The 18,719-nt window shown below is 73.5% G+C and carries 17 protein-coding genes; 12 read left to right on the top strand and 5 right to left on the bottom strand.

Annotation, left to right across the window (positions count from 1 at the left end):
- Positions 1-103 precede the first annotated feature (103 nt).
- Complete coding sequence (locus IE255_RS34025) at positions 104-1,456, top strand: diacylglycerol/lipid kinase family protein (RefSeq protein WP_190054262.1); 1,353 nt, start codon at positions 104-106, stop codon at positions 1,454-1,456.
- A 66-nt stretch (positions 1,457-1,522) separates the two neighbouring features.
- On the opposite strand, the gene IE255_RS34030 is transcribed toward IE255_RS34025, so the two are convergent.
- Complete coding sequence (locus IE255_RS34030) at positions 1,523-1,849, bottom strand: antibiotic biosynthesis monooxygenase family protein (RefSeq protein WP_190054263.1); 327 nt, start codon at positions 1,847-1,849, stop codon at positions 1,523-1,525.
- 117 nt (positions 1,850-1,966) lie between these two features.
- Here IE255_RS34030 and IE255_RS34035 point away from each other — a divergent pair, with 117 nt between their 5' ends.
- Positions 1,967-2,917, top strand: a complete 951-nt coding sequence (locus IE255_RS34035; protein WP_190054264.1) for a TIGR01777 family oxidoreductase — start codon at positions 1,967-1,969, stop codon at positions 2,915-2,917.
- 7 nt (positions 2,918-2,924) lie between these two features.
- Here IE255_RS34035 and IE255_RS34040 read toward each other — a convergent pair whose 3' ends face one another.
- Both IE255_RS34040 and IE255_RS34045 read right to left on the bottom strand, forming a co-directional pair.
- Positions 2,925-3,794 (bottom strand): SCO4651 family lipoprotein, encoded by an 870-nt coding sequence (locus IE255_RS34040; RefSeq protein WP_190054265.1) that lies wholly within the window; start codon positions 3,792-3,794, stop codon positions 2,925-2,927.
- Between the two features lie 119 nt (positions 3,795-3,913).
- On the bottom strand, positions 3,914-4,060 hold the full coding sequence (locus IE255_RS34045) for a hypothetical protein (RefSeq protein WP_190054266.1): 147 nt from the start codon (positions 4,058-4,060) through the stop codon (positions 3,914-3,916).
- A 139-nt stretch (positions 4,061-4,199) separates the two neighbouring features.
- On the opposite strand from IE255_RS34045, the gene IE255_RS34050 reads away from it, so the two are divergent.
- Positions 4,200-4,628 carry a hypothetical protein gene (locus tag IE255_RS34050; protein WP_190054267.1) on the top strand — a complete coding sequence of 143 codons (429 nt, stop codon included), beginning with the start codon at positions 4,200-4,202 and terminating at the stop codon, positions 4,626-4,628.
- A gap of 229 nt (positions 4,629-4,857) precedes the next feature.
- On the top strand, positions 4,858-6,498 hold the full coding sequence (pgm, locus tag IE255_RS34055) for a phosphoglucomutase (alpha-D-glucose-1,6-bisphosphate-dependent) (protein ID WP_190054268.1): 1,641 nt from the start codon (positions 4,858-4,860) through the stop codon (positions 6,496-6,498).
- A gap of 54 nt (positions 6,499-6,552) precedes the next feature.
- On the opposite strand, the gene IE255_RS34060 is transcribed toward pgm, so the two are convergent.
- On the bottom strand, positions 6,553-7,044 hold the full coding sequence (locus IE255_RS34060; protein WP_190054269.1) for a DUF5949 family protein: 492 nt from the start codon (positions 7,042-7,044) through the stop codon (positions 6,553-6,555).
- A 154-nt stretch (positions 7,045-7,198) separates the two neighbouring features.
- On the opposite strand from IE255_RS34060, the gene IE255_RS34065 reads away from it, so the two are divergent.
- On the top strand, positions 7,199-7,480 hold the full coding sequence (locus IE255_RS34065; RefSeq protein ID WP_190054270.1) for a zinc-ribbon domain-containing protein: 282 nt from the start codon (positions 7,199-7,201) through the stop codon (positions 7,478-7,480).
- A gap of 31 nt (positions 7,481-7,511) precedes the next feature.
- Here IE255_RS34065 and IE255_RS40040 read toward each other — a convergent pair whose 3' ends face one another.
- Complete coding sequence (locus tag IE255_RS40040; RefSeq protein ID WP_190054271.1) at positions 7,512-7,700, bottom strand: hypothetical protein; 189 nt, start codon at positions 7,698-7,700, stop codon at positions 7,512-7,514.
- 285 nt (positions 7,701-7,985) lie between these two features.
- Between IE255_RS40040 and IE255_RS34075 the strand changes: the two genes are divergently transcribed.
- From IE255_RS34075 to IE255_RS34105, 7 genes are all read left to right on the top strand, one after another.
- Complete coding sequence (locus tag IE255_RS34075; RefSeq protein WP_190054272.1) at positions 7,986-8,462, top strand: SRPBCC family protein; 477 nt, start codon at positions 7,986-7,988, stop codon at positions 8,460-8,462.
- A 232-nt stretch (positions 8,463-8,694) separates the two neighbouring features.
- Positions 8,695-9,702, top strand: coding sequence for a trypsin-like serine peptidase (locus IE255_RS34080; protein WP_229906707.1), 1,008 nt, complete (start codon positions 8,695-8,697; stop codon positions 9,700-9,702).
- 131 nt (positions 9,703-9,833) lie between these two features.
- Complete coding sequence (locus tag IE255_RS34085) at positions 9,834-10,964, top strand: NADAR family protein (protein WP_190054273.1); 1,131 nt, start codon at positions 9,834-9,836, stop codon at positions 10,962-10,964.
- 139 nt (positions 10,965-11,103) lie between these two features.
- Positions 11,104-12,606 (top strand): HEAT repeat domain-containing protein, encoded by a 1,503-nt coding sequence (locus tag IE255_RS34090; protein ID WP_190054274.1) that lies wholly within the window; start codon positions 11,104-11,106, stop codon positions 12,604-12,606.
- 95 nt (positions 12,607-12,701) lie between these two features.
- On the top strand, positions 12,702-13,970 hold the full coding sequence (locus IE255_RS34095; RefSeq protein WP_190054275.1) for a glycosyltransferase: 1,269 nt from the start codon (positions 12,702-12,704) through the stop codon (positions 13,968-13,970).
- A 181-nt stretch (positions 13,971-14,151) separates the two neighbouring features.
- The gene (locus IE255_RS34100; RefSeq protein ID WP_190054276.1) at positions 14,152-15,414 is read left to right on the top strand and encodes an MFS transporter; all 1,263 of its coding nucleotides are present in this window, start codon (positions 14,152-14,154) and stop codon (positions 15,412-15,414) included.
- Positions 15,414-18,701 (top strand): type I polyketide synthase, encoded by a 3,288-nt coding sequence (locus IE255_RS34105; protein ID WP_190054277.1) that lies wholly within the window; start codon positions 15,414-15,416, stop codon positions 18,699-18,701. The genes IE255_RS34100 and IE255_RS34105 overlap by 1 nt, the downstream gene beginning before the upstream one ends.
- Positions 18,702-18,719: the final 18 nt, after the last annotated feature.

Consider the following 18,719-nt stretch of genomic DNA (forward strand, 5'->3'; position numbering starts at 1 on the left):
AGGGATGGCGGTGGCCGGGCCGGTCCATGGGCGGGCACCATGGCACACGGCCGGGCGGGGCCTCACGGGTCCGCCCGCGCCTGCCTTCGAGCGGAGGGACGAGATGGGATCGGCGATGAGCGAGTGGTATCACCGCCGGCAGAGATGGGCCGCCAGGGGAGCCCTGGCCGCAGCCGCTTCGGCCGCGTTGCTGCCCCTCGTCGCCGGCGGTCTGGCGGGGCTGCTGCTGCTCGTGGCCGGCCTGGCGGGACTGGCCCTGACCGCGGCCGCGCTCTGGTGGGTCCTGTCCCGGCGCGGACCGGTGCGGATGGCGGCGGCCGCGCTGGCCGTCGCCGCGCCCGTCTGCCTCATCACCCTCTTCGCGACCGCGAACCTGCTCTGGGTGGTCTTCCTGTCCCTGCTGCTGTGGTGCGCGGCGGTCTGGAGCGGCCGCTACGCCCTGCGCAGCACCGGCCTGCGGCCGGTCCGGGTCAAGGAGTACCGCACTCCGCCGCCGCAGCGCCCCTTCCTCCTGCTCAACCCGCGCTCCGGCGGCGGCAAGGTCGAGAAGTTCGCCCTGAAGGAGAAGGCCGAGGCACTGGGCGCCCGGGTCGTCCTGCTCGACCCGGAGCAGCGCCAGGACGTCACCGCCCTCGCCCGGGACGCCGTGGCCGACGGGGCCGACCTCCTGGGCGTCGCGGGCGGCGACGGCACCCAGGCCCTGGTCGCCGCCGTCGCGGCGGAACACGGGCTGCCGTTCCTCGTCATCGCGGCCGGCACGCGCAACCACTTCGCCATGGACCTGGGGCTGGACCGGGACGACCCGTCCCGGTGCCTCGACGCCCTGACCGACGGCGTCGAACTCCGGGTCGACCTCGGGTTCGCCGACGACCGCCCGTTCGTCAACAACGCGTCCTTCGGCGTCTACGGGGCCGTCGTCCAGAGCCCCGGCTACCGCGAGGACAAGGTGGGCGCGGCCCTGGAGCGGCTGCCCGAGCTGCTCACCCGGCAGCGCGGCCCGCGTCTGACCGCGAGCGCCGACGGTACGACGATCGCCGACCCGCAGGCCGTCCTCGTGAGCAACAACCCCTACCGCATGGACGACCCGTTCGGCTTCGGCCGGCGCGAGCGGCTCAACTCCGGGCGGCTGGGCGTGCTCGCCGTCCGCGTGGACAGTGCCGTGGAAGCGGCCGAACTCCTGCTGTCCCCGCGCCCGGAGGGGCTCACGGTGCTCACCGCCCAGCACGTCGTCGTCCACGCCGACGCACCGCACCTGGAGGTCGGCCTCGACGGCGAGGCGCTCACCCTGCCCGCCCCCGTCCACTGCCGCATCGCGCGCCGGGCCCTGCGCGTCCGGGTGCCCCGTGACCGGCCCGGGGTCCCCGAGGCGCCGCCGCGCCTGGACTGGCGCCGGCTGCGCAAACTGGCGGCCGCCGTGAGCCGTACCGCCGCACCCTCCCGTTCCTGGCGTTCCTGAGCACCGCACACGAGGTCCCCCCTGCCGTTCCGCGCAGGGGGGACCTCGCATGTGCGCCGCCGGGCGCTACGCGCCCTTCGGCCCCGCCTGCTGCACGACCTCGAAGGACCAGAGGGTCGAGTCGCTCGCCGCGGGCCTGGGCCGCTCGCCGCCCTCGCCGCCGCCCTGGTGCGCGGCCTTCATCGGCCCTTCCATCCAGGCCTGGAACGACTCCTCGTCGCGCCACCGGGTGTAGACGAGGTAGGTGTCGGTGCCCTCCACCGGGCGGAGGAGCTCGAACCACTCGAACCCGTCGGAGCCCTCCACGGTGTGCGCGCGGGAGGCGAACCGCTTCTCCAGCGTCTCCCGCTGCTCGGCGGGCACGGTCAGTACGTTGATCTTGACTACGCTCATGGCCCCATCTTGCCCGACGGCACGTCCGCCCCGTCCGAGCCCCCGCCCCTCCCGGATGTTTTGAACGCGTTCAAATATGGGCTAGGGTCGCTCTCACACGTCGAGGGGGAGGCCTTCATGAAGATCGTGATACCCGGCGGGACCGGCCAGGTCGGCACGGTCCTGAAGCGCGCGCTGAGCGCGGCGGGACATGACGTCGTGGTGCTCAGCAGACGCCCGGGACGGCAGGGCGAAGTGCACTGGGACGGCGCGACCCCGGGCCCCTGGACGAAGGAGATCGACGGCAGCGACGTCGTCGTCAACCTGGCCGGCCGCAGCGTGAACTGCCGCTACACCCCGGCCAACCTCAGGGAGATGATGGACTCGCGGGTCCACTCCGCCCGGGCCGTGGGCGAGGCGATTGCCACGACCGCCCGGCCGCCTCGGGTCTGGCTCCAGATGAGCACCGCGACCGTCTACGCCCACCGCTTCGACGCGCCCCACGACGAGGCCACCGGTGTGATCGGCGGAGCCGAGCCCGACGTCCCCGGCTACTGGGCCTACAGCGTCGACATCGCCAAGGCCTGGGAGCGCGCACAGGAGGAGGCCGACACCCCGCACACCCGGAAGGTGGCCCTACGCGCCGCCATGGTGATGAGCCCCGACCGGGGCGGCGTCTTCGACGTCCTGCTGCGGCTGGCCCGGCTCGGCCTCGGCGGCCCGGTGGCCGGCGGAGCGCAGTACGTGTCGTGGATCCACGACCAGGACTTCGTCCGGGCGGTGGAGTTCCTCGTCGCCCGGGACGACCTCGACGGCCCGGTCAACCTCGCCGCTCCCGAGCCCCTGCCGCACCGCGCCTTCATGCGCGCCCTGCGCGCCGCGTGGGGTGTGCCGGTGGGCCTGCCCGCCACGCGCTGGATGGCCGAGGCGGGCGCCTTCGTCCTGCGCTCGGACACCGAACTGCTGCTGAAGAGCCGCCGTGTCGTCCCCGGCCGCCTCCTGGAGGCGGGCTTCACCTTCGACCGTCCTGCCTGGCCGGAGGCCGCGGACGACCTCGTACGGCGGCTGCGCGGCGGGCGCGCGAGGTGAGCCCGGGTCAGGACTGGCCCTTGCCCTGCCTGCCCTGCTCCAGGGCCTTGCCGGTCATGTCGGTGACCTGCCCGGCCGGGGGCGCCTCCGCCTCCACCTCGGTGCCGAAGTCGGTGAACTCCATGAGCGTGCGCACCGTGACCTTCCGCGGCGAGGACGACGCTTCGGCGGACCGCTGTGTCGACGCCGCGGGATCGAGGGTCATGTCGAACTGCTGCCGGCGCATACGGCCCTGCTCGTCGAGCCACACGTCCATCGGCAGAGTCGGACCGACCTGCCGGCGCAGGGCGTCGCCGTTCGGAAGCTCGGCGACGTCGACGGAGACGCGGTAGTGCGTGGTCTCGACGCCGTCGACGGTGGCCGTGCCCTTCTCCGTCACGTCCTTGTCGGTGATCGCCTTGGCGAACGCCGCGGACTGCGCCGGGTCGCTCACGGACTGGCCGCCGGACCCCTGCTGCGCGGCGACCTTGCCCAGGTCGATCCTGATCCACGGCTTGCCGCCCGGCGCCTGCCCCTTCGGCATCTTCTGGTACAGGACCTGGTCGACCACGCGCTGCTCGATCCGCTGCCCCTGCGCCGTGACCGTCAGGACGCTGTCGCCGTCGTCCAGGTCCACCACGCCCTGCCCGTCCGCGGTCGCCGAGGCGCCCTGCGCGGAGGTCCGCACCCGCAGCTTCACCCGGGCGGTGTCCTCCTCGGCCGTCCTGTCGTAGGCCGAGCGCACCGCCCGCGTGCCCTGCTCCTGCGCGCCGCCCTGCGTGGCGGAACCCCGAGCCCCGTCGCCCTTGTCGTCGCCGCAGCCGGCCAGCACCGTTCCCGCCAGGACTCCGGCGACGCCTAAGGCACAGACCTTCCTGCCGTTGCCTGCCCTGCCCATCGGACCAGCTCCTCTCAGGTGTGTGGTGCGACCCAAGTGCCCATGCCTGGCATGAACACACGCGGGTGGCCGAGGAGTTGGTTTTCCGGGCGCATCGTGATGCGGGCGGTGCGGTCCCGTCAGCGGCGGCCGCGGAGCCTGCCGAGCAGGCGCTGGGCCTGGGCGCGCTTGCGGGGGTCGGCCGCCGCCCGCCGTGCCTGCTCGGCCGCCCGCCGCCCCTGCGGGCTGCGTGCGAACTGCTTGATGCGATTCAGCAATCCGGCCATGACGTACCTTCCTTCGTTTCCTGACGTCGTTCTGTCATTAGCTCGCCTACCCCTGCGACGACCTGCTCAGGCACGCGCCCGCCCGGTCGGCGCGCGACCGAACGTGTTTGCCGCCGGAGCCAGGGGCAAGTCGGTGTCCATGACTGAAGAGAACAAGCGCACGAATCAGAAGCCGACCACCATACGGACGACGGAGTCCAAGGCCCGCCGCACGGCGGACAAGGCGACCGCGCCGGCGTCCCAGGCCGCGAAGCGCGCGGCGGGCAAGGCCGATGACGCGGCGTCAGCGGTCACGTCCGGCGTCGACCGCTCGGCCGAGACGGCGAAGGCGGCCGCGCAGACGGCGGCCCGGAGCGTCGAGGCGGGCCGCCAGGCGGTCGTCGCCGCCTCGGGCCAGGTCGCGGCCACGGCCAGGACCGCCTGGACGGTCATCGCCCAGCGCAAGCTCGTCGCCGCGGGCGTCGGAGCCGGCATCACCGCCCTGAGCGCCGCCTCGTACGCCGTGGGGCGCCGCGCGGAACGCGGCACGCACGGCCCGCTCACCCGGCTCACCGGCGGGCGGATCTGACCGCGGCCGGCACGTCCGGCGTGCCGGCCACGAGGGGAGCAGGCGGCGCGGCGCACCACCGGGTGTCCCGGTGGTCCGTAGCGCCGCCCTCTCGCGGTGCGACACCTCCGTCTTCGTGGCGCGGCCCACACCTCCGGCCTCCGCGGCGCCGCCCCCTCGCGCGTCACCGCTGTGACGAGGAAGGATGAGAGCGCACACGAAGGATCAACCCATGCGGAGGAGCGGGCCCATGCAGTACGAGCGAGCGGGCAGTCCGGCCGGTCCCGAGGATCTCGTCGATGTCGCCCGGCTGGTCACCGCGTACTACGCGCTCCACCCCGACCCGGACGACCCGGGGCAGCGCGTGGCGTTCGGGACCTCCGGACACCGCGGATCATCGCAGGCGAGCGCGTTCAACGACGACCACATCGCCGCGACCAGCCAGGCCATCTGCGAGTACCGGGCTGGCCAGGGCACCGACGGGCCCCTCTTCCTGGGCGCCGACACCCACGCCCTGTCGGAGCCCGCGCGGGTCACCGCCCTGGAGGTGTTCGCCGCCAACGAGGTGACGGTACTGATCGACGAGGCGGACGGCTACACGCCGACCCCGGCCGTCTCGCACGCCATCCTCGCCCACAACCGCGGCCGCACCACCGGCCTCGCGGACGGCGTCGTGGTCACCCCCTCCCACAACCCGCCCGCCGACGGCGGGTTCAAGTACAACCCGCCCAGCGGCGGCCCCGCCGCCTCCGACGCGACCTCCTGGATCCAGGACCGGGCGAACGAGATCATCCGGGGCGGCCTGAAGGACGTACGGCGCATCCCCTACGCCCGGGCCCTCGCCGCACCCACCACCGGCCGCTACGACTTCCTGGGCACCTACGTCGCCGACCTGCCCGGCGTCCTCGACCTGGACGCGATCCGCGCGGCCGGGGTGCGCATCGGGGCGGACCCGCTGGGCGGCGCGTCCGTCGCCTACTGGGGCCGCATCGCGGAACAGCACGGCATCGACCTCACCGTGGTCAACCCGCACACCGACCCCACCTGGCGGTTCATGACGCTGGACTGGGACGGCAAGATTCGCATGGACTGCTCGTCGCCGTACGCGATGGCCTCGCTCATCGGGCAGCGCGACCGCTTCCGGATCGCCACCGGCAACGACGCCGACGCCGACCGGCACGGCATCGTCACCCCGGACGCGGGCCTGATGAACCCCAACCACTACCTCGCCGTCGCCATCTCCTATCTGTACTCCCACCGCGACCGCTGGCCGGCCGGCACCGGCGTCGGCAAGACCCTGGTGTCCTCCGCCATGATCGACCGGGTCGCCGCCGACCTGGGCCGCGACCTGGTCGAGGTGCCCGTCGGGTTCAAGTGGTTCGTCGACGGGCTGGCCGGCGGCACCATCGGCTTCGGCGGGGAGGAGTCGGCCGGGGCGTCCTTCCTGCGCCGGGACGGCTCGGTGTGGACCACCGACAAGGACGGCATCATCCTGGCGCTGCTCGCCTCCGAGATCACCGCGGTCACCGGGAAGACCCCGTCGGAGCACTACGCCGCGCTGACCGCCCGCTTCGGCGAGCCGGCCTACGCCCGGATCGACGCCCCGGCGTCCCGCGAGGAGAAGGCCCTGCTCGCCAGGCTCTCCCCGGCCCAGGTCAGCGCGGACACCCTGGCCGGGGACGCGGTCACCGCGGTGCTCACCGAGGCCCCGGGCAACGGCGCGCCCATCGGCGGCATCAAGGTGACCACGGCCGACGCCTGGTTCGCGGCCCGCCCTTCGGGCACCGAGGACGTCTACAAGATCTACGCCGAGTCGTTCCGCGGCCCCGACCACCTCCGGCAGGTGCAGGAGGAGGCCAAGTCCGTGGTGCTGGCGGCCCTGTCCGACTGAGCACCGGCACGGCACGGCCCGGGCCACCGTCACGTGGCCCGGGCCGTACGGGCGTCAGCCGCGCAGGCTGCGGGCGGGCAGCACGACGTGCGCCGCCGACGTGAGCACGTCCTCGTCGGAGGTGAAGGCGGCCAGCGTCTCGAGGTCCCCGGGTTCGGCGCCCTCCGGCCACGGGCGGGTGGCGAAGATGAGGTAGACGTACCCGAGTTCGGCCACGGCCTTCATCCAGGTCTCCGGCGGGACGAACTGCCACTTGAGGTGCCGCACGGTGAGGACGGCCGACCCGGGCACGACGAGCAGACTCACCGGCAGACTCGGCCGCTGGGTCGCGTGGACGAGGCCTTCGCCCACGGGGAGCCCGACGCCGGCCAGCAGCTGCTCGATGGCCTTCGCCGTGGCCTCCGGACCGTTCGCGCCGTCTCCGAGGGAGCAGGCCAGGAGGTAGGGGACGTCCCCGTCGGGGGTCGTGCCCCGCCAGGACAGGAGGACGAGGGAGACCAGGTCGTCGGTGTGCACGGACTGCGTTTCGGGTGAGATCGAGGTCACCGCGGAACCGTATCCGCGTGCCGGACGCCCCCCGGTCCGCTGTCACCCGCCCGGACCACACGCCGCCGGGCTCTCCACACGAACGAGGGGCGCGCGCATCGGACGCCGCGATACAGGACACTGGAGAAAGATCCGACCCGGGAAGGACCGACACGTGATCATTTTTGGCACCAAGGGCTACCTGTACCAGCTGGCGATACTGACGCTGGTGTGCGGCCAGTGCGGCAACCCCGCCGCGCACACGCTCAGGAAACGCGTCACGAAGTTCACGCTGTTCTTCGTGCCGCTGTTCCCGATCTCGACGAAGTACCAGACGCAGTGCACCTTCTGCGGCGCGGAACAGAAGCTGACCAAGGAGCAGGCCGAGCAGCTGCAGGCGCAGGGCGCGGGCGGCCAGGCGCACGGGCAGCCGCAGCAGCAGCACGACCGGTTCTGATCCCGGCGGGCCGGGCCGGCGGAGGCGTTGCTCAGCCCGTCGCGAGCAGCTCTTCCGCCAGACCCAGCTGCCGCCGGAAGGCCTCCCGCCCCGGGTCCGTCGGCCGCACCACGCGGGAGCCGTCGGCGTGCACCAGCCAGGACGCCCGCAGCGCGCGGCCGAACAGGGCCGCGGCCACAACTCCCGCCACGACCACGGCCCGGCCCCCGAACTCGGCCACGGTTTCCACTCGGAGACGGCCGGGACCGCCGCCCCCGCCGCCTGCCCCGCGCCGCGTCCCGTACCGGTTACGGCGATCAGCTCACGGCCCTCCCACACCCCGACCCGACGGAACGGCACGGTCCGCCGGAAGAAGGCCCGCCGGCGCCGCCGGTACGTGGTACACGCCACTGATCAGATCCCATGTGGCAACCGCGGCATGCCGGGTACTCGTCGCACCGAGCCCGGACCTGTGTGTGGGCCGATGGGCCTCCCGCAGTCGATCAGAGAAAACGGAGGCATACAGATGAGCACCGTCAAGGAAACCGTGGAAGTCGACGTCCCGCTGCACACCGCCTACAACCAGTGGACCCAGTTCGAGGAGTTCCCGAACTTCATGGAAGGCGTCGAGGAGGTCAGGCAGCTCGACGACCGCCACAACCACTGGACCACCAAGATCGGCGGAGTACGGCGCGAGTTCGACACGGAGATCGTCGACCAGCTGCCCGACGAGCGGGTCACGTGGCGCACGACCAGCGGAGACACCAACCAGAGGGGCTCCGTCCGCTTCGAGCGCGTGGACGACACCCACACCCGGGTCGAGCTCGTGATGGACGTCGAGCCCAGCGGAGCGGTGGAGAAGGCCGCGGACATGATCGGCACGATCGACCGGCGGATCAAGGGCGACATGAAGCGCTTCAAGCAGTACATCGAGGAGCGCGGAGACGAGTCCGGCGCCTGGCGCGGACGCATCCGGCCGGGCGGCACCGGCCCCGCCCTCTGACCCGCACGCAGCTCCTCCGTCCCGGACCCGGCCTCCACCATGGAGGCCGGGTTCTTCCGTGCCCGCGTGTGCCCCACGCGAAGAGCGTGTGACGTTTCGGCCATCGTGGTGACATGCACCTGTCCATATCGGTCTCCTGGTGGCACGCTGCCCTCTGGCTGTCCGCAGCGACACCCCTGCCTGACCGGGCGGACGGACCCTCCGCCCGGCCCCCACAGCAGAAGGAGACCGCGTGATAGGCAGACCCCGTAGCCTCCGCTCGTCCCGCCGCGGCGCGCCCGTGCGCCGCACCGTCCTCGGCGCACTCGCCGGCATCGCCGCCCTGCTGGCGACCGGCGTCACCGCCGCACCGGCGAGCGCCGCGCCCGAACCGGGAGCGATGGCACCCTCGGCGCAGGAACGCGCCCGCGCCTTCTGGACCCCGCAGCGGATGCGCGAGGCCACCCCGCTCGACGTCCTGTCCGTCGACCGCTCCGACGTGCGGGCGTCGGCACCGCGCAAGGGCAAGGCGACCGTCATCGCTCCCAGCGCCGCCGCCTCCGCCGTGGGACCCCTGGCGATTCCCCACAGTGGCGGACCCTGGTCCGGCGGGGGAGCGGTGGTCAAGACCGCGGGCCGGGTGTTCTTCACCTACCAGGGCCGCACCGCCTCCTGCTCCGGCAACGCCGTCACCAGCGCCAACAAGAGCACCGTGCTCACCGCCGGGCACTGCGTGAAGATGCAGGGGGCCTGGCACACCAACTGGGTGTTCGTGCCCGGCTACCACGACGGGCAGGCCCCGTACGGCACGTGGACGGCGTCCAAGACCCTGTCCACGCCGCAGTGGACGGCCAGTGAGGACATCAACTACGACGTCGGCGCGGCCGTGGTCGCCCCGCTCGACGGAAAGAAGCTGACCGATGTCGTCGGCGGCCAGGGGCTCGCCTTCAACTCCGGCTACAACAAGGCCATGTACGCCTTCGGCTTCCCGGCCGCCGCGCCGTACGACGGCTCGAAGTTCATCTACTGCAGCGGCACCACCTACCGGGACTTCCTGCTCTCCAGCGACCACGGTCTGACCTGCGACATGACCGGCGGCTCCAGCGGAGGCCCGTGGTTCACCCAGTTCAACGAGGCGACCGGGACCGGGCTCCAGTCCTCGGTCAACAGCTTCAAGTACAACTTCCTGCCCAACGCCATGTACGGCCCGTACTTCGGCGCCGACGCGCAGAACCTGTACCAGAGCGCCCAGTCGTCCTGATCCACCGCCCGACCGGGAGCCGGGTCCTGCGCCGCACCACCGGCGGAGGACCCGGCTCCGGCCATGCCTACGACGATCCGCGGCGACGGTAAACCCGTTGCGCTGACCAGCGGTTACGGCACAATGCCGGAATGATCGGCAACCGGATCACCTACCGCACGGCGGACGGCGTTCGCGTCCCCGGAACCTGGCGCCACGCCTTCATCCGCAACGGCGACTACTTCCTGACCGACCTGTTCATCTATGCGGACGGGCTGATCGACTGCTGGGGCCTGGTCACCCTGGAGGAGTTCGAGGAGAAGCTGCGGTGCGGCTGGGTCGCCACCGAACTCCCGGACGGCGCCCGGGCGTCCGGCCACCAGCTGGCCTCCTGGCGGTTCGGCGAGCCGCGCACCCGGTACACCCCCGAACTGCTGCTCGCCGAGATCCGCGACACCATCGACGAGCTCAACGGGCGCCCGGACTCGACGGACCGGTGCCTGGCCGCCGTCGACGTGTTCCTCGCCGATCGGACCGAGGAGAACCGGGCCACCGCCCGCGCCGCCTACCACGCCATCCCGGAGACCCGACGCCTCTACGCCCTCGGCGACATGGACCGCAAGGACGAGCCGCTCCAGGTCCTGGTGACCGGACCCGGCGGACACCTGGAGGACCTGCCCGACGAACCGGTCACGCAGGAGGAGTACGACGAAGCGGTCGCCTACTTCGAGGACCGGGCGAAGTGGCTGGCCGAACGCCCCGCACGCGTCCCGGCGGACGGCCCCGCGACCCCCACCGCCCCCGCGATCCACCTTTACCAGAGCTACCCCCTCAGGCCCTCGGACGACCCGGGCACCAAGGCCCTGCGCAACGAGTTCCCCGCGCCCTTGCTGGTCGACGGCGCCACCTACCCCACGGTCACACACGCGTACTGGGCCCTCTCCACCGCCGACCCCGGCGCCCGGACCGCCGTCCGGGAAGCGGAGACGACGTTCGCCGCCCGCGACGCGGCCGCCGGCGTCCCCCGGCGCGACGGCTGGGAACAGGCCCGGACCGCGGTCATGACCTCCCTGCTGAGGGCCAAGTACACCCAGCACCCGGCTCTCGCCCGGGTCCTCCTGGACACGGCCGACGCGACACTCGTCTACGACGACTCGGACTCCGACTACTGGGGCGACCGGGGAGGCCGCGGCCGGAACTGGACCGGCCGCCTCCTGGAACTCGTCCGCTCCGAACTCCACGCCGAGCAGGCGGGGATCATCCTTCCGGCACCCCCCGCATAGCAGGCCGGCGAGGCACCCTCCGACACCTCAGGGAGTCAACCGCCCACCGGATGTCGTTTGTCGACGCCCCTGACTGGCATCTCCTGGACCCGGGAGCAACCTTCGCGTCGCTCGGAGGTCTTCCCTTCTGGAGGTGGCCATGGGGGCGGACCATCAGATCGCTTTCTTCCTGCGCGAGTCGGCGGCGCCGGATCCCGCGCGGCGCGCCGCGGCGCTGAAAGGACTGGGGAGGACGGGCCGGGCCGAGCACGCCCCCGTTCTCGCCGCGGCGGCCGACGACCCCGCGCCCTCGGTGCGCGCGGCAGCCGCCCTGGGGCTGGGCCGGCTCGGGGACCCGGAGGCGGGCGGCGAGGTGCTGCCGCTGCTGATGAGCGACGAGGATCCGGGCGTACGCAGCAGGGCGGCGGTCGCCGCCACCCGGCTGGGACTCCGGGGACCCGCGGTCACCCGGGCCTTCGCCCGGCTGCTGTCCGACCCGGACCGCCCCGTGCGGATCAACGCCCTGGAGGGGCTGGCCGCGCTGGGCGCGCCCGGGGACGCGGCCGCCCTGGTCGGCCTCCTCGGCGACCCCGATTCGCGCGTGTGGGGACGGGCCCGGAGCCTGATCCACCAGTGCGCCGCCGACGAGGCCGTACGGGCCGAGGTGATCCGCACCGCCCGCCAGGGCACGGGCACCGCCCGCGCGCGGGCCCTGGACCGGCTGCCGGCGCGCTGCACCGAGCACCTCCTCGACTCGCTGCTCACCGGCCTGCACGATCCCTCTCCCGCGGTACGCATCGCGGTCGCCCGCCGGCTGTTCCACGTGGAACAACGACAGGTACAGGACAGACTGGCCGCGGCCTTGCGCAACGAGCGGGACCCCGAGGTCGCCGCGCGACTGCTGCGCGGCCTCGGCGAACGGGGCGACGAGCGCGTCACCGAACCGGCGGTGCGATGGCTGCGGGATCCCGTCGCCGGGCCGTCGGCCGCGGGTGCCCTGGGCGGCGTGGACACGGATACGGCCGCCGCACGCCTGCGCACGGCGCTGGACGACGAGACGCTGCCCACCCCGACCCGGGCCGCCTGCGCCACGGCCATCGGGGCCGGAGGCCGTTGGGACGCGGTGTGGTTCCTGCTGCCCCTGCTGGACGACCCCGACGACGACCTGCGCGCGGGCGCGCTCGACGGACTCGACGCATGCGTCGAGAACGGACTGCGCCTCTGGGAGCGCCATCCGGTGGCCTGGGCCCTGGCCGCCCATCTGGAGATCGACGCGAAGCACATCTGGCGCACCCGCAACGCGCTGTCCGGCCTCGCCCAGGCGCTCCCCGCCGTACGGCGCCTCGCGGACCACACCCGGTCCGGCGAGGTCCGGGCCGCCGCGCTGTCTCTGCTCGACGCGGACGACCCGACCGACGAGCAAGCCCGGCGCGACGTGCGGCGTTTCCTGCGCGGTCTGGACGACCCGGACGAGGCGGTCCGCTACCAGGCCGTCCACGGCCTCGCGCGCTGGGTGGAGGCCACCGGAGCGCTGCCGCCCGGCGACGAGGAAGCGCGCGCCAGGCTGACCGCCCTCACCGCGGACGCCTCGTCCCGCGTGAGCCGAGCCGCCGCCGGCCTCCTCGAAGCGCTGGACGCGGGCCCGGCGCCCGACCCGCCGTAAGCGGAACCGGCCTGCCCTCACCTGCACCGGCGATTTTCGTCCACGTATCGCCGTACCCAGCGTGTCGGCCGCCCGGGCGGTCCACACTGGGACGCATGCGGGTGGTGATCATGACGGCGGGGTCGCGCGGCGACGTCGCGCCGTACACCGGGTTGGGTGCGGGGCTGGTACGGAGCGGGCATGAGGTCACGCTCGCCACACACGGCCTGTTCGAGTCGCTCGCCGCCGGCTGCGGGGTGCGGTTCCACCCGACCCCGGTCGACCCGCACGCCCTGTCCCACTCCGACCGCGGCCGCAGCCTGCACGCCAGCACCACGGGGCTCGGCAAACTGCTGCGCGCGGCGTCGATGGCCCGGTCCGCGGCCGAGGAGATGACCGACGCCCTGGTCGAGGCGGCCCGCGCCGCGGACGTCGTCCTGGCCGCCGGTGCCGTGGCACCCCTGGGCCGCGCCATCGCCGAGGGACTGAAGCTGCCCAGCCTGGGCCTGTTCCTCCAACCCCAGCATCCGACGCGGGAGTTCGGCGCACCCATGCTCGGCGGACGCTCGCTCGGCCCGGTGGGCAACCACCTGGGCGGACTGGCCGTCACCACCGCCCTCGACCGGATCTTCACCCAGGCCATGCGCCGGCTGCGCACCCGGCACGGCCTGACCCCGCCCGGCCCGGCCGCGAGCCGCCGGGCCCATGAGCGGGCCCGGTGGCCGGTGCTGCACGGGTTCAGCGAGCGGGTGGTGCCCCGGCCCCGGGACTGGCGACCCGGACTGGAGATGGCCGGCTACTGGTGGCCGTACGACACCCGCGAACTGCCCGCGGACGTGGAGGAGTTCCTCGCCGCCGGGCCCGCCCCGGTCTTCGTCGGGCTGGGCAGTGCCACCGTGCCGGACCCGGAGCGGCTCAGCGGCGAGATCGTGCGCGCCCTGCGCACGGCGGGACTGCGCGGTGTCGTGCAGCGGGGCTGGGCGGGGCTGACCGCATGCACCGACGAGGTGCTCACGGTCGGCGACGTGCCGCACTCGCTGCTGTTCCCCCGGATGGCCGCCGTGGTCCATCACGCCGGAGCCGGTACCACCGCCGCCGCCCTGCGCGCCGGTGTGCCCACCGTCCCGGTGCCCGTGCAGTTCGACGCCGGTTTCTGGGCGGCCCGTCTGGTCGCGCTGGGTGTCGCGCCCTGCGCCGTGCCCCTCCGCCGCCTCACCGCCGAGGCACTCGCCCCCGCCCTGCGCCGCGCCGTGAGCGACCCCGGCCACCGCGACCGCGCCCGGGAACTGGCCCGCCACCTCGCCGAGGAGGACGGCGTGGCACCGGTCCTGGCGGCACTCGACCGTGTCATCGAGGCGGCGAACGACGCGGACCCGCGACGCTGAGCGCCCGCGACGGGTTGGCCGGTCGCTCCGAAAGCGCCAAAACAAGACCGGAAGTCGTCTGGACCACTTCCGAGTCTTGAACACGTCTGTTCGGTTCTGCTTGGGTGACGGACCAATGGCCGCCGTTCCGGCGGCGTACCGGGGGGAACGCGCACCCCTCATGCAGACCGGGGGAAGGCGCATGAGGTACTTCCGTCTGCTCGTCCTGGGCAACGGCATCTCGGCGTACGGCAGTTACCTGAACATGGTGGCGCTGAACGTCTTCGTCTACGACGCCACCGGCAGCGCGCTCGCCGCCGGCCTGTTCATGGCCGTACGGCTGGGCACCAGCGTCGTCTCCGGCTGGGTGAGCGGGCGGCTCGTCTCGGTCCACGACCGCAAGCGCCTGATGGTCGGCGCCGACCTGTGCCAGGCCGTGGCACTGCTGACACTGCTGCTCGCCCTGGACGGGGCGCGCGTCGGGCTGCTGTACGCCCTGGCCGTGGTCACGGGCGGCTGTTCCACGCTCTCCCAGGTGGCCCTGCGCAGCAGCGTCCCCGAGATCGTCGGAGCGGAGCACCGGGTCCGGGCCAACGGGCTGCTGGTGACCGGACGTTCGCTCGCCATGATCGCCGGATTCGCCTCCTCGGGCGTGGTCGTGGCGGAGCTCGGCTACTCCGCCGCGTTCGCCCTGGACGCCGCGACGTTCCTGGTCTCCGCGACCGTGCTGTTCCTCCTCCCCGTCCGCACCCGGGCGGCCGGGGACCCCGCGGACGACGGCTCCGCGAAGGCCTCCGGCGCCGCCCGCTGGACGGCCCGGATGCTGCTCGGCACGGCCCCGCTGCTGATGGCGATGATCGCCGTCCGGGCGGTGGACGGGCTGGGGTCCTCCTCCCACAACGTCGCCCTGCCCCTCTACTCCAGCAGCCTGGATCCCGACCACCCGGCCACCTTCATCAGCCAGTTCTGGGCCACCTGGGCCATCGGCAACATCGTCGCCCAGCAGGTGATCGGCCGGGTCACCGCCAAGACCGGGCGGACACCGGGGGAGCGGGCGTTCGCGCTCGGCGCCTGTGTGATGTCGGCCGGGTTCATCGTGGTCTTCTGCGGGCTACCGACCGTGCCCGCCGTCATCGCCGCGCTCGTCGCCGGAGCCGCCGACGGCTTCACCGAGATCGTCTACGTGTCGAGGCTCCAGACCGCCCCCGACGACCAGCGCGGCCGCCTCTTCGGGCTCTCCGCCTCGGCCGAGAACACCGGCTTCGGCCTCGGCATGCTCGTCAGCGGCGCACTCCTGGAGCGCTTCTCGCCGCTGCAGGTGGTGGCCGCCTTCCACGGCCTCGCCATCGCCCTGTGCGCGGCCCTGCTCCTGCTGCTGGCCGCCCGGGGCAGGAGAACACCCGCCCCGCCCGCTGCGGAACCGGCCGGCCCCGACCGGCCGACGGTGACGGAGGGACGCGGCTGATGCCCACCAGCGATCCGGACCCGCGGATGGCCGTCATCGGCATGGCGTTCCGGCTGCCCGGCGCCGACACGCCCGAGGACTTCTGGCGCGTCATCCGGGACGGCACCGACTGCGTCACCCGCTTCACCGACGAGGAACTGGCCGCCGCGGGGATCCCCGCAGAGGAGTACGGGGCGGACGACTTCGTCGGCGCCTCCGGCATCCTGGGCGATCTCGCCGGCTTCGACGCCCGGCACTTCGCGATGAGCCCGGGCGAGGCCCGGATCACCGACCCGCAGCAGCGCATGTTCCTCGAATGCGCCCAGCACGCCCTGGAGAACGCCGGCTACCCCGGGGAACGGGACGGCACCCGTATCGGCGTCTACGCCAGCACCGGATACCACCTGTACACCCTGCAGAGCTACCTCCTGAACAACGTCCTGCCCAGCCGGCCCCCGACCGACTGGACGACGGGCATGGAGACGATCATCGGCAACTACGCCGACTTCACCGCCACCCGTGTCGCCTACCGGCTGGGCCTGACCGGCCCCGCCGTCAACATCCAGACGGGCTGCTCCAGTTCCCTGGTCGGCGTGCAGACGGCCGCGCAGTCGCTGCTCATGGGCGACTGCGACATCGCCCTCGTCGGCGCCACCGCCGTCCACGTCCCGCAGGTTCTCGGCTACCGCCACGTCAAGGGTTCGATCCTGTCCAGGTCCGGCCGCGTCCGGCCCTTCGACGCCGGCGCCGACGGGACCGTGGGAGGCACGGGCGTCCTGGCCGTCGTACTCAAGCGGCTGGCCCGGGCCGTCGCCGACGGCGACAGCGTGCACGGGGTCGTCCGCGGCTGGGGCATCGCCAACGACGGCGCCGGGAAGGCGGCGTTCAGCGCCCCGAGCGCCGAGGGCCAGCGCACGGCCATCCGGCAGGCCCTGCGACGCGCCGGCGTCGGCGCCGAGACCATCGGCTACCTGGAGACCCACGGCACCGGCACCCTCAAGGGCGACCCGATCGAGTTCGTCGGGGCGGCCGGCGCCTACCGCGAGGACACCGACCGCGTGGGCTACTGCGCCCTCGGCTCCACCAAGGCCAACCTCGGCCATCTCGACGCCGCTTCGGGACTGGCCGGCCTGGTCAAGACCCTGCTGGTGCTGCGCCACGGTGTGCTCCCGCCGATGGCGAACTTCAGCGAACCCAACCCCTTCATCGACCTCGACCACAGCCCCTTCTACATCACCCGCACCGCCCGCCCCTGGCCCGAGAGCGACCTGCCGCGCCGCGCGGGCCTCACTTCCCTCGGCGTCGGCGGCACCAACGTCCACCTGATCCTGGAACAGGCCCCCGAACCGGCGCCCAGGAGCGGCACGGCCGCCCCGCCGGACGTCCTGCTGGTCTCGGGAAGCACCCCGGGGGCCCTCGCGGACAACGCCCGCGCCTTCCGCGACCGGTTACGCCGGCTGCCCGCACCGCACCCGGCCGACCTGGTCACCACGGCCGCCCTCGGCCGCGTCCACGGCAGCCACCGCCTCGCGGCCCGCGGCACCACCCCCGCGGCCCTCGCCGACGCCCTCGACGCCTGGCTCGCCGGAACCGCCCGGACAGCGGTGACCACAGGGACGGCGCCGGGGGAGGGCACCCCGCGCGTGGCGTTCCAGTTCACCGGGCAGGGCAGCCAGTACCCCGGCATGGCCGCCGCTCTCTACGCGCGTTTCCCCGCCGTACTCGACGCGTGCGACCACCACCACCGCGACCTCACCGGCGACTCGCTGCTCGCCGCCCTGACCACGGAGGAAGGGCCCCTCCGGGACACGGACACCGCGCAGCCCGCGCTGTTCGCCCTGCAGTGCGCCCTCGTCCGGCTCTGGCACGAAACCGGCGTCGAGCCGCACGCCGTGACCGGGCACAGCGTCGGGGAGTACGCCGCGCTGTACGCGGCCGGAGCCCTGTCGCTCCAGGACGGCGTGCGCCTCACCACCGCACGCGGCCGGCTGATGTGGCGGCGCTGTGCGCCGGGCGCGATGGTGGCCGCGCCGCTCGACCGGGCGGCGGCCCTCGCCCTGGCCGCCGAGGTGCCCGGACTGGAACCGGCCGTCAGCAACGGGGACCGCGCCCAGGTGCTCGCCGGGCCCGTCGCCGCCGTCGACCGGGCGTGCGCCCTGCTGGAGGAACGCGGCACACCGGGGCAGCGGCTGCCGGTGACCCGCGCCTTCCACACCGCCCTGATGGAACCGATGCTGGAGGAGTTCCGGAAAGTCCTCGACGACGTCGAATTCCGCCCCGTCGGGATCCCGTTCGTCAGTGCACTGGACGGCGCGGTCCGCCCGCCCGGCTGGATCCCGGACACGGACCACCTCCTCCGGCACACCCGCGAGCCCGTCCGCTTCGACGAGGCGTTGCGCGGCATCGGCGGACAGCGGCCCGACATCCTGCTCGAGATCGGGCCGCACACCACCCTCAGCGGCCTGGCCCGCCGGGCCCTGCCCGACGTACGGGCGCTGCCGTCCCTGCGGCGCGGCACCGGACTCGGCACCCTCTGGGGCGCCGCCGGGGCCCTGCACTGCGCGGGAGCGGACCTGGCCTGGGAACCGCTCCTGGCCGGCAGCGGCGGCAGACGCGTCCCGCTGCCCGGATACCGGTTCCAGCACCAGGACCACTGGACCGGGCCCGAGCCGGCGGTCCTCAGCACGGGAACACCAGCGAGAAAGGGAACCGTAGTGGTTCAGCAGGAAGCAGCGGTCGCACGGGTACGGCACACCATCGTCGAGGCGACCGCCCGGCACCTCGGCGCGGATCCGTCGGCGATCGCCGGCGACGCGAACTTCTTCGATCTCGGCGCCGACTCGCTCCAGATGATCAGTGTGCTGCGGGAACTGGAGCAGCAGCACCAGGTCAGGGTGACGATGCGGCAGCTGTTCGAGGAGACGGGCACGCCGCAGCGGCTCGCCGAGTTCATCGTGGCCCGTATGCCGGACACGACCGGAACGGCACCGGCCGAACCCGCGGGGGAGCGGACCGAGCCGGCCGAGCCCGTCACGCCCAGGACCGCCGCACCCGCACGGACCCCCGATCCCGCGCCCGCGCCCGCGGCAACCCCACCCGCACCGGCTCCCGAGCCCCTTCCCGCGCCTGCGGCCACCCCACCCGCGCCCCTCCCCGAGTACGCGACCCGAGAAGAGCTAGAGGACCTCGCCCACAAGATCCAGCAGATGTCCCGGATACAGCTCCAGATGATGTCCCAGCTCTCCCAGCTGCTCGCGCTCCAGACCGCCTCCGTCACGGACCGGCTCAACGGCAAGGCCGTCAAGTGACCGGGCTGAACGGCATAT

Origin of the sequence: Streptomyces lomondensis, assembly GCF_014651035.1 — a bacterium.
GTDB classification, from domain to species: Bacteria; Actinomycetota; Actinomycetes; order Streptomycetales; family Streptomycetaceae; genus Streptomyces; species Streptomyces lomondensis.